We start from the raw sequence: 14355 nt of genomic DNA, 5'->3' as shown, positions 1-14355 counted from the left end.
AAAAGGCGAGCTTCCTTGAATACAGGCTCGCCTTTTTTATTTTTTAACCTCAACAACTATCCATTCAATCCATTCTCTCTTGAGAAAGCGCGCCGGATTGTTCCAAGTCTTCTCTTAAGAAATTATATTCCGGAGAGCTCCAGAAGCTGTCGGATGATAGCATTTTCTCAGCATCTTGACGAGCGGTTTCCAATGCACGGAAATCGTGGACGAGATCTGCCATTTTAAATTCAGGCATTCCACTTTGCTTTTTGCCGAAAAAGTCTCCTGCCCCTCTTAGCTCGAGGTCTTTTTCCGCGAGGAGGAATCCGTCATTTGTCTCCGTCATCGATTGCATCCGTTCTTTTCCTTCTTCGTTTTTCGGATCAGCAAGAAGGACACAGTATGATTGATCAGCGCCCCGCCCTACTCTTCCTCGTAATTGGTGGAGTTGTGCTAATCCGAAACGGGTTGCATCGTAAATGAGCATAAACGTCGCATTTGGAACGTTTACACCAACTTCAACAACTGTTGTTGAAACGAGGCAGTCGATTTTCCCATCGCTGAAATCACGCATGATTTCGTCCTTTTCATCCGGATGCAGACGCCCATGCATCAGTCCGACTGTATATCTGCCTTTAAAATGGTGGGTGAGCTGTGCATGGACATCGACGGCATTTTGTACATCAAGCTTGTCCGATTCCTCTATCAGAGGGCAAATAACATAAGCTTGGCGACCTGCATGCAATTCCCTCTCCATTTTTCTTAATACGGGTAGTAATGACTCTTCTTTCAACCAATACGTTTCGATTTGTTTACGACCTGCTGGCATTTCATCCAGAACCGAAACATCCATTTCACCGAATGCCGTGATCGCCAAAGTTCTTGGGATTGGAGTTGCTGTCATGAAAAGCACATCCGGATTCAATCCTTTTTCCCTAAGCACACGGCGTTGTTCAACACCGAATCGATGTTGCTCATCTGTTATGACAAGGCCCAATTTGGTGAAACTGACATCTGGTTGAATAAGGGCATGTGTACCAATCAAAAGATCGATTTCACCGTTCGCTAAATTCTCCAAGATATGTCTTCTCGCCTTTACCTTTGTAGATCCCGAAAGAAATGCTACCTTCACTCCAAACGGCTCTAACCAGGAAGAAAGCGAATTGGCATGCTGTTCAGCAAGGATTTCTGTCGGAGCCATCAGTGCTCCTTGGAAGCCTGCGGTGATGGCGGCATATAGTGCAATTGCTGCGACGACAGTCTTTCCGGAACCAACATCCCCTTGCAGAAGGCGATTCATCCTCCCGGAACTTTTCAATTCAGCACAGAGTTCGTTGACGACTCTTTTTTGGCACCGGTTAACTCAAACGGCAATGAAGAAATAAATGCTTTCAACCGCTCCAAATCGTACTGGATAGTTGTTCCTTTTTCCGCATCCTTACGTATTTTCTTCATCCCAATCATCTTCAATTGGAATTTAAGCAATTCTTCATAGACAAATCTTCTTCTTGCTTGTTTTACATCTGTTGGTGACTTCGGAAAATGAACCATCTCCAATGCCTCACTAACGGATGGCAGCATATAAGCCTCTCTTATGGAATCCGGTAATACTTCCTCTATTTCACCAGCACACAAGTCAAGTGCATTTCTCATATATTTTCGGAATGTCTTTTGATGCATTACATTTTTCAAACTATAAACAGGTTCAAAATCCGCTTGGTCCGTTTTGGGTCCCTCGCTGAAATTGCTAACATTGATCACTTGCCGTCCGCGATCCCATTTTCCTGTCACTGTTACAACCATCCCTATTGAAAGACGTTCTTTTAAATAATGCTGATTGAAAAAGATCGCTTTGACGAGATGTGGACCCGCGAGGAGTCTGATTTGTAGTCGAGAACGGTTCCTCCCTAAAAAAAGAACGGAAGGCTCGCTTTCGACCCTTCCTTCAATCGTAACCCGTTCATTATGCGGTGTATCCGCTAAATCTTTCAATCTAAAATCTTCATGTCGATAAGGAATTGTATTGATCAAATCCCCTATTGTTTCAATCCCTAATTTTTGGAGCCGTTCGGCAGATGCCTTCCCTACACCTTTCAGCGATGTGACCGCGTCACGAATTGACGCGGTCATTGACCGTTCTATCCTTCCCGAATATCTTAGCCTCAAGCCATTTGCCGGTAGGTGTAGCAGCAAGTCCGCCCCTCGCAGTCTCTTTTAGAGCAGACGGCATCGTTTGTCCGATCCTATGCATCGCTTCAATTACTTCGTCGGTAGGGATTCTGCTGACGACTCCTGCAAGGGCCATGTCTGCTCCTACAAGAGCTTTCGCTGCACCCATTGCGTTCCGTTTCACACATGGTACTTCAACCAAACCAGCTACAGGATCACAAACAAGTCCAAGCATATTTTTCATTACAATGGAGAAAGCCTCTGCACTTTGTTGAGGTGTTCCGCCAGCCATTTCTACGATTGCTGCTGCGGCCATGGAAGCCGCAGATCCAGTTTCAGCCTGACACCCTCCTGCTGCACCTGAGATGGATGCGTTATTTGCAACGACAAAGCCGAAAGCTCCAGATGTGAATAGGTAGTTCACCATTTGCTCCCTTGTCGGATTCAATTTGTCTATCACTGCAAAAAGCGTTCCTGGCACAATGCCTGCAGCCCCAGCTGTCGGAGTTGCACAGATCATTCCCATTGCGGCATTCACTTCATTCGTTGCAACTGCTTTGCTGACGGCGTCTAATATAAGGTCACCCGATAAGGATTTCCCGGTCTTTATATAATTTTGAAGAAGTACTGCATCTCCACCAGTCAAACCAGAGGTAGATTTTACACCTTTAAGTCCTTGCTCAACGGCACTTTCCATAACAGTAAGGTTATTATCCATCTGCGCAATTATTTCTTCACGCGTACGCTTTGTAATAAGCATTTCCTGCTCAATCATGATTTCAGAAATTGGCTTGTTTTGTGTCTCAGCAAGTGTTACAAGTTCCTTTACCGAACTGAATAGTACTTCCATATCTATATTCCCCTTAATTTGCCAATGTCGACACTTGTGTGACATTCGGCAAGGATTTCAATTCATTTATTAACGTTTCATCAAACATCTGATCTATTTCGATAACCATAAGTGCCATTTTCCCTTTTTCTTTCCTGCCGACTTCCATATGAGCAATATTCATCCCTTGCGAAGCAATTGCATTGGAAACGTTTGCAATGACACCTGAACGGTCATGATGAACAACAAGAAGCGCTGGAAAATGGCCAGAAAGACGGAGTGGGAAACCATTCAACTCGGTCACTTCCATTGTCCCCCACCGATTGAAATGCCTACGAGCTCCATTTCACCTTGGCTATCCCCAATTCTAATTTTCGCCGTATTTGGATGCTCAGCTTCCTCTTCCTCTGGTATGAACTCAAATGTCATTCCAAGTGCTGTAGCATCTTCAAATGCTGTTTTGATCCGTTCGTCAAAGGTATCATAATCTAATAATCCACCGATGATTGCAACATCGGTTCCATGACCTTTATATGTTTCCGCGAAAGAACCATATAAATGAATTTTCGCCCATTCCGGTTGTCTACCAAACAAATCTCGGGCTACACGGCCAATCCTCGCAGCGCCCGCAGTATGTGAAGATGAAGGTCCTATCATCACAGGACCGATTATTTCAAACACGGATCTGTATTTCATACATAATACCCCCTAATTAAAAGACAAGCATGAATTCATTTTACATGATAAAGACAAAATAGAAAAGACGGCACGCTCGTCAAGAGCATACCGTCATTTTCTTTTATTACTCCACAGAGAGGATATATGGATACAACGGCTGTTTCCCATTATAGAGTTCAACTTCCGTATGATCATAATTCTCTTCTACATAGCTCGCAATTTCGTTTGCCTCTTCTTCAGTAACATCTTCACCATAGATAATTGTAACGATTTCATCGTCTTCATCTATCAAAGAAGCCAATAATGTTTTAATAACATCATCCAAAGAAGGCTTAGAAATGACAATTTTACTACCCGCAAGACCCATGAAATCATCTTTCTTAATGTCTACACCGTCAATCGATGTGTCGCGGATTGAATAAGTGACTTGTCCTGTCTTGACGGCAGCTGCAGCCTTGGACATTACTTTTTCATTTTCACTTACACCGATTTCAGGATTGAATGCGAGAATTGCCGATAGACCTTCAGGAACTGATTTCGTTTCTACGACAGCAGCTTCGATACCGATCACTTCAGCTGCCTGCTTTGCAGCCATGATGATATTTTTATTATTCGGCAGGATAATTACACGTTCTGCTCCGACATCTTTGATGGCTTTAACAATATCTTCCGTTGAAGGATTCATTGTCTGACCACCTTCGATTACCGCAGATGCACCGATACTTTTCAGCAGGTCGGCAACTCCGGATCCCATTGCGACTGTTACGATTGCATAAGGATGAACAGCCTTCTCTTCCTTCTTCGTTGAATGGCCTTCACCAACGATGTCGATATGCTGTTGTCGCATATTTTCAATCTTGATGTTAATAAGTGAACCGTATCGTTGAGCGTAATTCAGGGCATCTCCAGGTTCCTCTGTATGGATATGTACTTTCGCGATTTCATCATCGGAGATGACAAGTAACGAATCTCCAAATTTACTTAGATCCAGTCTGAAGTCACCTTCTTCAAAAGGATTCTTCTTAACTTTATCGTCTTCAAATTTCACCATGAATTCTGTGCAATAACCGAATTCAATATCTTCAGTGTTCATGAAACCTTGAACACCGCGATGATGCTCGGCATTTACAAGATCATCCATTGATCCAATTGTTGTACGCTCAGGTAGCGCCTCACCTTTTAGACACGCCAAAAAGCCTTCATATACATAGACAAGGCCTTGTCCACCGCTATCTACAACACCGACTTCTTTCAACACTGGCAAAAGATCCGGAGTTCTCTTTAATGATGCTTTTGATTCTTCGACAATCGCTTCCATTACCTTGATGATATCATCCGTAGTATTAGCCACTTCGACACCTTTTTCGCAGCATCTTTCGCAACGGTTAAGATAGTCCCTTCGACAGGCTTCATAACTGCCTTATAGGCTGTTTGAACACCATAGTCCAGTGCTCCTGCGAATTTGACACTATTAAGCTTCTCTTCCTCTTCAACCGCTTTCCCGAAACCGCGGAATAATTGAGATAGAATGACGCCTGAGTTCCCACGTGCACCCATTAAAAGACCTTTGGATAATGCTTGAGCTGTTTTACCTAAATGCACAGATGCATGTGCAGCTGTTTCCTTTGCACCTGAGGCAATCGATAAATTCATATTTGTTCCTGTATCACCATCGGGTACTGGAAACACGTTTAATGAATCGACATAGTCTGCATTAAGATGAAGGTGATGAGCACCTATCTTCACCATGTCCGCAAATTTAACACCATCAATAAACTTCATTGAAAGTTTTCCTCCTTCTATCAACTCGTCACCCGAACTCCTTGAACAAATATATTCACTGAATCCACTGTTAACGATAATGTCTTTTTTAGTGTATACATAACTTTGGATTGCACTTGGTACGCAACCTCGGAGATTTTAGTGCCGTAACCAACGATGACATACATATCGATATGTGTCTCATCCCCGATTGTTCTCACAATGACTCCTCTTGCATAATTCTCTTTTCCAAGGATGTCTGTAAGCCCATCCCGGATCTGATGACGTGAAGCCATGCCGACAATTCCGTAGCATTCGATTGCCGCCTCTCCAACCACTTGGGCAATGACGTCATTCGTAATATCTATTTTACCGTAATCGTTTTTCAATTCAATTGACATGATAGCTTCCCCTCCTGCATCCTTTATAGCTTCCCCTATTGTACTATACACCATAACATTATTAAAGAAGAAGTAACCGCAAACATTAAATCTGTAAAGGAGTTTCACTTGAAAGCATCATTAAAAAAGGTTGCAAGCCATTATTTCCTGTGATAAAGTATTATGGTATGCGAATTAGATAGTGAATCGCTTAATCATTATTAGCGAGGAGGTCATAAAAATGGCTAAAGAATGTGTTATTACTGGACGTAAAGCTCGTACTGGAAATGCTCGTTCACACGCAATGAACGCTAACAGACGTACTTGGGGAGCTAACCTTCAAAAAGTCCGTATTCTTGTTAACGGTAAACCAAAACGTGTTTGGGTATCTGCAAGAGCACTTAAATCAGGTAAAGTAGAAAGAGTTTAAACGAAAAGCGGAAACGACCGTTTAGGCTCGACAGGCATAAGACAGATTAGCGTAACGGCGAACTTTGCCGTGGAGCTAATATGGCTTATGACCCGAGAGACTGGTCGTTGCAGCTAGACAATAATTACTTCTTTTGCTTTCCGACAATACGAAAAAAAGAAATAAAACGCCAGGCCGATAAGTTCAGCCTGACGTTTTTTCTTTTTTCCTTTTTCTATTGCGCTGACTCGCACTTGCAGCTGCCTGGCTCTTCTGCTTATCATCTTTTTGGAAGACGACCATGCATTTTCGGACAAAACTACTGAGAAACTTTGGCATCGTAAATGTATAGACTCGCAATTCCCGGCTCCTTTCAGGAATCTGAACTCCTTACCATTAAGCATATGCCTTTCCGGAATGAGATAGTACAAACTTCTTCAATTGGTTCATTGCTTGTAAACTTTGTCATACCCATTTCCATCCGAGCATTTACAGTCTCATACTTAAAGCCAGTCAAGGTAATTCCCTCAACGGTACTTCCAAAAGGAAAAAAGGATACATAGGGCAGACCTTCGTTTTTATTCACAAGATGTGTTCCCGACTTTAAAATATATAATTCATTGCTTATATTCTTAACGATGAATGACACATCTTCATATTCAATTTGAAGCCGGTATAGTAACTGCAGCGCTGATTCGAAATGATCAATTCTTCCACCCGTCACACCTATGAGGATGATTTCATCGGGTTCATGGGTAAGAGCACGTGTAACCGCCAATTCAGTATCTGTTTCATCTTTCATGGCATTGAATGCATCAACACGGTCCACAGCCGATTGGATCATCTCAAATTCACTTTTAGTAACCGAATCGAAATCACCTACTGCCTCCAAAGGAACTATTCCTCTTTCCAAAAGATGAAGGGAGCCACGATCCACTCCAATAAAAATAGTCCCTTCTGACTTTAAGGCAAGTAAATCCGGTAATTCCTCAACCGGTCCACCAGCGCAAATAACAACTCTTTTCATTATTTCAGCACGCTTTCCCCTGCAGCTTTGATCCGTTGTAATGCCTCTTCACGGTTTTCCGTATTAAAAATAGCAGATCCCGCTACAAAAATAGTAGCACCCGCTTCAGCGCATGGAATGATTGTTTCCTCATTAATGCCGCCGTCGATTTCAATTTCAATGTTGAGTCCTTTTTCTTTAATGACGTCGGAAAGCTGCTTCACTTTCGGAACAACTGAATGAATGAATTTCTGCCCGCCAAATCCCGGGTTCACAGTCATGAACAAGACAAGGTCCACATCCTCCAAGATATGAAGAATATGCTCAATAGGTGTATGTGGATTAAGCACAACACCAGGTTTTACACCAAATGAACGAATTAGTTGAATCGTACGGTGCAAATGCCTACATGCCTCTACATGCACAGTTATATAATCTGCTCCTGCTTTTGCAAACTGTTCAATATATGCATCTGGATTCTCAATCATGAGGTGAACATCAAGAGGGAGGTTGGTTACTGGTCGCAACGCCTCCACAACAATCGGGCCCATCGTAATGTTCGGAACGAAATGTCCATCCATTACATCAATATGGATCAGTTCCGCACCTGCTGCTTCCACTTCTTTAACTTCTTCAGCTAACTTCGAAAAGTCCGCTGCCAATATTGATGGTGCAATTTTAATCATTTTTCGGATACCTCGGCTTTCGGTCAGTAATCTCTTGTAAAAACTGTACGTAATTATCGTATCTGGAGTTTAAAATTTCGCCGGTATCGACCTTTGCTTTTACTGCACATTTAGGCTCTTTAAGATGTAAACAACCTCTGAATTTACAAAGTGGCGCCGCTTGCTCCATTTCAACGAAATAATTACGTAATTCTTCTTTTTCGATATGATCGAAGTCAAGCGAGCTAAAACCCGGAGTGTCTGCAACAAGTCCTCCTGCGACTTCCATTAGTTCGACATGACGAGTTGTGTGTTTTCCCTGCCCAATGCCTCTGAAATTTCACCAGTTTTCAATAGCAAACCAGGGATCAACGTATTTAACAATGTTGACTTTCCTACACCTGATTGACCCGCAAGGACGGTCGTATTCCCTTTAAGAAAAGGATAAAGTAGGTCGTGCAAATCAGGATCATCGATATATGTCTGAATGACGTCATACCCAATGCCTTCATAGTATTCTATTGCAGCATTAGCGAGTTGAAGGTCAGTTTCATTCGCAATATCCTTTTTGGTTAGACAGATGATAGGTTTTATGTCGACAGATTCAATGACAGTCAGGAATCTATCCAATAAATGAAGGCTGAAATCAGGTTCAACAATAGAGAATACAAGCAATGCCTGATCGATATTAGCAATCGGCGGCCGTACAAGTTCATTTTTCCTCTCATGAACTTCTGTAATTGTCGCATCATTATCGCCATCTTCGACAATCGTTACAATGTCACCTACAAGGGGGGAGATCCCTCTATTTCTAAAGACTCCCCTCCCCTTGCACTGGATCAGATTCCCGTTTTCCCTTTGCACATAATAAAAACCACTAATCGCTTTTCTGATTTGTCCTTGCGGCATCCAATCCCTCTTTCTTATTCTTCGATATCATCGTAATCAACTGTTATATCCTCTATGACTGTATCTCCTCTATAGATGATATATCTTCCACGTTGACCCTCTTCAAGTTCAATCGTAATCTCTCTACGTGTATCTTCAGTAATTTTAAATTCTGCAACCGGGTCTGTCATGGAATGCTTATTATCCTGGATGTATATTTTAACAGTCTGTGGTTCGGGCTCGGATGATTCATCCTCATCATCTACAGTTGTAGATTCATACGGAATATCCACAGGCCTTACATAAACTCTCACTGGTTTCTTCTCTTGTCCTTTGGAACGGACAACGCCAACTTTTGCACCGACTTGCAAATCGGATCCCGCAGGAGGATCTTGCGAAATAACATTACCTTCCGGAATTGTATCATGATACTCCTCTTTTACTACACGAATATCAAATCCCAGGATTCCGCATAATCATCCAACTGCTTCTTATCATAATTCGTCAGATCGCCTAACTTGACCATTCTCTTTCCTTGACTGACTTTGAATACGATATCCGTCTCCCCTGGAACGACATGCTCGCCTTCAGCTGGGGTTTGCTCAAGAATTTGACCTTCTGGCTGGTCAGAATAAACCGGATCAGCCGTAATTGACCTAAAATTAAATCCTTGCAAGAAATTATAGATTTCATCATAATCCTTACCCGTATAATCAGTCATTTCCATCGTGTCTTTGCCTTTACTTACGTAAAGTGTGACCGGGGTGCCTAACTCACGGTTTTTTCCAGCCTCCGGGATTGTTTTGAAAACCTTACCGGCTTCGTATTCATCGGAGAAGTCCTCGATTATGCCTTCTACCACAAACCCAGTTTCACTAATGAGGTCCCTTGCTTCCGCTTCATCCAATCCCGCAACTTCAGGGATAAGAGCGTCTTTCGGACCTAATAATGAAGGCAGGAAAAGAGCCAATAATGCGATTGCAATAAGACCTATAGAAATACCTAAAACAATCGGCCATTTCTTCCTCTTCTTCTTCACAGGCGGTTGAGGTTCAGGAGTTACTGGTTCGATAATTTTAGTCGTGTCGTGATTATCCACTTTTGATGGATCTGTGATCACGGGAATAATACGAGTTTTATCATCATCAAACGGTAATGTAAACTTACTTTCATACTGTCTTTCAGGAGAAAGAACTGTTAGTAAATCATCATACATTTCATCCGCTGATCGATATCTGTATGTAGCATCTTTCGCTGTTGCCTTTAAAATAACATTTTCAACGCTTTGAGGTATACCGGGAAACGTATTTCGTACAGACGGTGTCTCCTCCTGCAAATGTTTTAAAGCGATTGCGACAGCTGTTTCCGCCGAAAACGGTAATTCGCCAGTCAATAATTCATAAAAGACGATACCTAAGGAGTAAATATCCGATTTTTTAGTCGCCATTCCACCCCTTGCTTGTTCGGGGGATAAATAATGGACTGTCCCAATAACTGAATTTGTTTTTGTATGCGCGGTCGCATGCAGGGCCATTGCAATTCCAAAATCAGTTATCTTCACATCACCATCGGCGTCCATTAAAATATTTTGCGGCTTGATATCCCGATGAATAATGCCATTATGATGCGCATTTGCAATCGCTGAAACAAGTTGTTTCATAATATTGACAGCTTGGGCAACAGGTAATGGACCATTCGACTGAATATATTTTTTCAATGTTTGACCTTCGATGTACTCCATTACGAAATAATGAAGTTCTCCTTCTTCATCTACATCATAAATATTCACAATATGTGGATGCGTCAAACTTGTTGCTGACAATGCTTCCCTTTGAAATCTTTTCTTTATATCTTGCTCGTTTGCGAAATCATAGTTAAGCACTTTAATCGCTACATCGCGGTCTAAAATAATGTCATGTGCCAAATAGACTTTTGACATACCGCCTTCTCCGATGCCTTTAATGACTTCGTAACGTCCACCAATTCGTTTTCCGATCATGATGATCTCACCTCCGAATCGGAGTATCCTAAAACAACAGAAATATTATCTTCGCCACCCATATCATTCGCTAATTTAACTAATTCAACTGCCTTGGAATGGAGATTCCCATCCAATGTAACGATACTATGAATTTTTTCACTATGGACTTTATTGCTTAATCCATCTGTACAGATCAATAGATAAGCGTTTTCTTTCAGCTGAATATGATAAAAATCAGGTGTTATGGATTTTTCTGATCCAACCGCTCGCATGATCCAATTTCGTTGAGGATGCGTCGCAGCTTCTTCTTCTGTTATTTCACCAGAATCAAGCAAGATATTGACGTAGGAATGATCTTTCGTAATTTGAATGATTTCTGTTTCATTAATAATATACACACGACTATCACCTACATGTGTAACTAATCCCTTATTTCCGTTAACAAGCACAGCATCAAGAGTTGTCCCCATACCCTTGAAGTTCTCATCTCTCTCTGCAACCTCGAAAATAGTCTGGTTGATGAATGAAACCGTCTCTAAAAGCCATTCTTTCCAGTCTTCATCATCCATTTCAGCTGAATTGGATACTCCTTGGCCTCTCCCCCAATAGTTGAACTGCTGTTGCACTTGCAAAGTCTCCACCCCGATGGCCTCCCATACCGTCTGCAATTACAGCCAGTGTTGGGCCATTCTGAATTGTAAAAACAGCTGCACTATCCTCGTTCACTGAACGCTTCTTCCCAATATCCGAAAGCACTTCAAATCGCAACACTTGTCCCCCCTTAATCTTTAAACGCGCAGCAATTACTTCTTACGAAATGCGGTAACAAAAAAACCGTCACTTCCAAAATGTTGAGGTAATACTTGCAACATATTATCTTTAATTGCCAATGATTCATTATTTACGAACGAATCAAGCGGAACAGTTGTCATATCTGTATGTTTTTCAAGGAAATTATGGACTACCCCGGCATTCTCACTATATTCAACTGTACAAGTGCTATAGACTATAATGCCATCTTCTTTTACTAAACCATAGGCTGTATCCAGTAATTCTTCCTGGATTTTTGTTAGGTTTTCCAAGTCCTGCTCTGTCTTATTATATTTTATCTCTGGCTTGCGGCGAATGACCCCGAGACCACTACATGGCGCATCGACCAAAATTCTATCGAAAGAAGAAGGTTCATAAATGGTACCTAATTGTCGACTATCTCCACTGCTCAGTCTGATCGACTCGATTCCAAGTCGATTGGCATTGGATTCGATCAATTTCAATTTATGTTCATGTAAGTCATGTGCATAAACTTCTCCCTGGTTATTCATTTTCTCCGCGATGAATGTTGTTTTTCCGCCTGGAGCGGCACACATGTCCAATACTTTCATATCCGGTTTCACATCAAGAGCAATAACAGGTAACATGGAACTCTCATCCTGGATTGTTAGTAGACCGTTCGCAAAAGCTGCTGTATTCGCCAAACTTCCGCTTGCCGTTTGGATACTTTCCGGCACGACTTCTCCCCTTGTTGCATCAATGCCTTCTTTGGCCAATTCCTTTACAACATCGTCAACCGTCGTTTTCAATAAATTGACACGAGCTGTCATACGGGCAGGATGGTTATTTTCATGGGCCATCGCCAATGCTTCTTCTTTGCCAAATTGTTCAACCCAACGTTTGATCAACCATATAGGGTGACTCGTTTCAATGGAAATTCGTTCAATATCATCTTTGATGTCTTCGATCGAACGGACACCTTTTCGTAAAACGGAACGCAAGATACCATTCACAGTTGACGATATGCCTTTATGACCACGTCTTTTCGCGATTTCCACAGCTTCATGGACTACTGCATGTGGCGGGATTTTTGTTAAGTAGACAATTTGGTAAATCGATAATCGTAATAACTCCCTAACCCATGCATCAAGTTTCCCTTTTACAAATGGCTCTAAATAAAAATCCAGAGTCATTCGATGCTGTAAAGTTCCGTAGGTTAACTCCGTCAATAAGCCGCGGTCTTTTGGATCGATGGCGTATTTTTTAATTGTTCTGTTTAAAAGAAGGTTGCTATAGGCCTGATTATCATTTATCTCCATTAATATCGAAAGTGCTGCATCTCGAACATTTCCGTTCCAAATCTTCTTTTTGGTTTTGTTAATCATTCGAAATGATCTCCTTCATTCCAATTGGCTCCTGCCCCGTTCATAAACTCCTCAGCGGCCATTCGTTTCTTTCCTGCCGGTTGCAATTCTGTTATTGCGATGGAAGTACCGTCGCCTGTTTTTACAACAAGACTGTCCTTTAATCGTTTAATAATTGTACCCGGTGAGGCATCCGTGTCGATTTCACTTTTTTTCGCTTTCCATACTTTTACGTTACCATCTTGGAAAACAGAATATGCTCCTGGCCAAGGATATAACCCACGCACTTTATTGAAGATCTCATTGCCTCCACGTGACCAATCAATACGCTCCTGTTCTCGAGTAATGTTTCCAGCAAACGTTACGTATTTTTCATCTTGGGGAATTCGATCATTCGTCCCAGCCACAATTGATGGCAATGTTTCTTTTAATAATTGCGTACCAGCAGTGGATAACTTTTCAAACAATATTCCTGTATTATCTTCTTCTAAAATCGGAATGCGTACTTGTGAAATAATATCCCCGGCATCCAATTTTTCAACCATATACATTATCGTGACACCTGTTTCCGCTTCGCCATCCATAACAGCTTGGTGGATTGGTGCCCTCCTCGATATTTCGGTAAAAGCGAGGCATGGACATTGATGCAGCCTAACCTCGGTACATCAAGCAAATCCTTCGGTAGGATTTGCCCATATGCTGCAGTTACGATTAAATCAGGATTCATATTTTTAAGTTCCGTTAATTCATCGGAATTTCTCAGTTTTTCGGGCTGCAAAACTGTCAAACCAAGTCGGTTCGCTTCCACCTTAACGGGAGGTGGTGTAAGAACCCGCTTTTGACCGACAGGCCGATCGGGTTGTGTAACAACAGCCGCAATTTCGAATCCCTCGTTATGTAGCATCGTTAAAACAGGTACTGAAAAGTCGGGTGTCCCCATGAAAACGATTTTCGTCATTCCTCTTCTTCCTCTCCTTCAACCTCTTCAAATTCACTCGGATCTACAATTCGTTTGATTTTCGAGTCGAAAAGAATTCCGTCCAGATGATCGATTTCATGTAAAATCGCCCTTGCTTCATAATCTTCAGCCTCAAGTTCATACAAAGAACCATCACGTTCCTGCGCTTCCACTCGAACGAAGAAAGGACGTTCGACTTCTCCATAAAGGCCGGGAAAACTTAGGCATCCTTCTACATCCACTTCGGAACCACCAATTGCGGTGACAACGGGATTGATCATTTCAATGACTTCGTTCCCTTCACCTAAATCGACAATGGCAACCCGGACAAGTTCACCCACTTGCGGAGCTGCAATTCCAACTCCGTCTGCAGCCACCATCGTTTCGTACATATCATCTAATAATTTTGCAAGCTTTTCATCAAACTTGTCCACTTCCTTGCAGCGTTGTGTAAGCAACGGTGAAGGACTTTTCACAATTTCAAGTATCGCCAAGTCTATTCCTCTTTTCTAGA

General features: G+C 42.1%; 12 protein-coding genes and 5 pseudogenes. 1 reads left to right on the top strand and 16 read right to left on the bottom strand.

Going from position 1 to position 14355, the window contains the following annotated elements; all coding sequences use genetic code 11:
* Positions 1 to 64 precede the first annotated feature (64 nt).
* The 5 genes and pseudogenes from recG to QNH10_RS11575 form a co-directional block, all read right to left on the bottom strand.
* A pseudogene (gene recG, locus QNH10_RS11595) lies at positions 65 to 2112 on the bottom strand (ATP-dependent DNA helicase RecG).
* On the bottom strand, positions 2093 to 3001 hold the full coding sequence (gene sdaAA / locus QNH10_RS11590) for an L-serine ammonia-lyase, iron-sulfur-dependent, subunit alpha (RefSeq protein ID WP_283731688.1): 909 nt from the start codon (positions 2999 to 3001) through the stop codon (positions 2093 to 2095). The pseudogene recG and the gene sdaAA overlap by 20 nt, the downstream one beginning before the upstream one ends.
* A 13-nt stretch (positions 3002 to 3014) precedes the next feature.
* Positions 3015 to 3676, bottom strand: a pseudogene (sdaAB, locus tag QNH10_RS11585) (L-serine ammonia-lyase, iron-sulfur-dependent subunit beta).
* Between the two features lie 106 nt (positions 3677 to 3782).
* Positions 3783 to 5440 (bottom strand): annotated as a pseudogene (locus tag QNH10_RS11580) (DAK2 domain-containing protein).
* A gap of 20 nt (positions 5441 to 5460) precedes the next feature.
* Entirely contained in the window at positions 5461 to 5820 is a 360-nt protein-coding gene (locus tag QNH10_RS11575; RefSeq protein ID WP_283731687.1) for an Asp23/Gls24 family envelope stress response protein, read from the bottom strand.
* A 220-nt stretch (positions 5821 to 6040) separates the two neighbouring features.
* Between QNH10_RS11575 and rpmB the strand changes: the two genes are divergently transcribed.
* Positions 6041 to 6229: a 50S ribosomal protein L28 gene (rpmB, locus tag QNH10_RS11570; protein ID WP_283731686.1), complete on the top strand. Its 189-nt coding sequence runs from the start codon at positions 6041 to 6043 to the stop codon at positions 6227 to 6229.
* A gap of 183 nt (positions 6230 to 6412) precedes the next feature.
* Here the strand turns inward: rpmB and spoVM are convergent, their stop codons facing one another.
* The 11 genes and pseudogenes from spoVM to def all read right to left on the bottom strand — a co-directional run bounded on the left by spoVM (position 6413) and on the right by def (position 14335).
* Positions 6413 to 6568: a stage V sporulation protein SpoVM gene (gene spoVM / locus QNH10_RS11565; RefSeq protein WP_283731685.1), complete on the bottom strand. Its 156-nt coding sequence runs from the start codon at positions 6566 to 6568 to the stop codon at positions 6413 to 6415.
* A gap of 13 nt (positions 6569 to 6581) precedes the next feature.
* Positions 6582 to 7235: a thiamine diphosphokinase gene (locus tag QNH10_RS11560; RefSeq protein ID WP_283731684.1), complete on the bottom strand. Its 654-nt coding sequence runs from the start codon at positions 7233 to 7235 to the stop codon at positions 6582 to 6584.
* The gene (gene rpe, locus QNH10_RS11555; RefSeq protein ID WP_283731683.1) at positions 7235 to 7900 is read right to left on the bottom strand and encodes a ribulose-phosphate 3-epimerase; all 666 of its coding nucleotides are present in this window, start codon (positions 7898 to 7900) and stop codon (positions 7235 to 7237) included. The genes QNH10_RS11560 and rpe overlap by 1 nt, the downstream gene beginning before the upstream one ends.
* Positions 7893 to 8788: pseudogene (gene rsgA / locus QNH10_RS11550) on the bottom strand (ribosome small subunit-dependent GTPase A). Before rsgA ends, rpe begins: the two are co-directional and overlap by 8 nt.
* 14 nt (positions 8789 to 8802) lie before the next feature.
* On the bottom strand, positions 8803 to 9138 hold the full coding sequence (locus tag QNH10_RS20635; protein ID WP_347177870.1) for a hypothetical protein: 336 nt from the start codon (positions 9136 to 9138) through the stop codon (positions 8803 to 8805).
* 71 nt (positions 9139 to 9209) lie between these two features.
* Positions 9210 to 10766, bottom strand: coding sequence for a Stk1 family PASTA domain-containing Ser/Thr kinase (gene pknB / locus QNH10_RS11545; protein WP_347177869.1), 1557 nt, complete (start codon positions 10764 to 10766; stop codon positions 9210 to 9212).
* The gene (locus QNH10_RS11540) at positions 10763 to 11389 is read right to left on the bottom strand and encodes a protein phosphatase 2C domain-containing protein (protein WP_283731682.1); all 627 of its coding nucleotides are present in this window, start codon (positions 11387 to 11389) and stop codon (positions 10763 to 10765) included. Before QNH10_RS11540 ends, pknB begins: the two co-directional genes overlap by 4 nt.
* The gene (locus QNH10_RS11535) at positions 11319 to 11516 is read right to left on the bottom strand and encodes a protein phosphatase 2C domain-containing protein (protein WP_283731681.1); all 198 of its coding nucleotides are present in this window, start codon (positions 11514 to 11516) and stop codon (positions 11319 to 11321) included. Before QNH10_RS11535 ends, QNH10_RS11540 begins: the two co-directional genes overlap by 71 nt.
* 35 nt (positions 11517 to 11551) lie before the next feature.
* Positions 11552 to 12901 carry a 16S rRNA (cytosine(967)-C(5))-methyltransferase RsmB gene (gene rsmB / locus QNH10_RS11530; RefSeq protein WP_381427202.1) on the bottom strand — a complete coding sequence of 450 codons (1350 nt, stop codon included), beginning with the start codon at positions 12899 to 12901 and terminating at the stop codon, positions 11552 to 11554.
* Positions 12901 to 13841: pseudogene (gene fmt / locus QNH10_RS11525) on the bottom strand (methionyl-tRNA formyltransferase). Before fmt ends, rsmB begins: the two are co-directional and overlap by 1 nt.
* The gene (gene def, locus QNH10_RS11520) at positions 13838 to 14335 is read right to left on the bottom strand and encodes a peptide deformylase (protein WP_283731679.1); all 498 of its coding nucleotides are present in this window, start codon (positions 14333 to 14335) and stop codon (positions 13838 to 13840) included. Before def ends, fmt begins: the two are co-directional and overlap by 4 nt.
* Between the last annotated feature and the right edge of the window lie 20 nt (positions 14336 to 14355).

The sequence above is a fragment of the Sporosarcina thermotolerans genome (assembly GCF_030067815.1).
In the GTDB taxonomy this organism is placed as follows: domain Bacteria; phylum Bacillota; class Bacilli; order Bacillales_A; family Planococcaceae; genus Sporosarcina; species Sporosarcina thermotolerans.
This window is presented reverse-complemented; position numbering and strand designations above follow the sequence as displayed.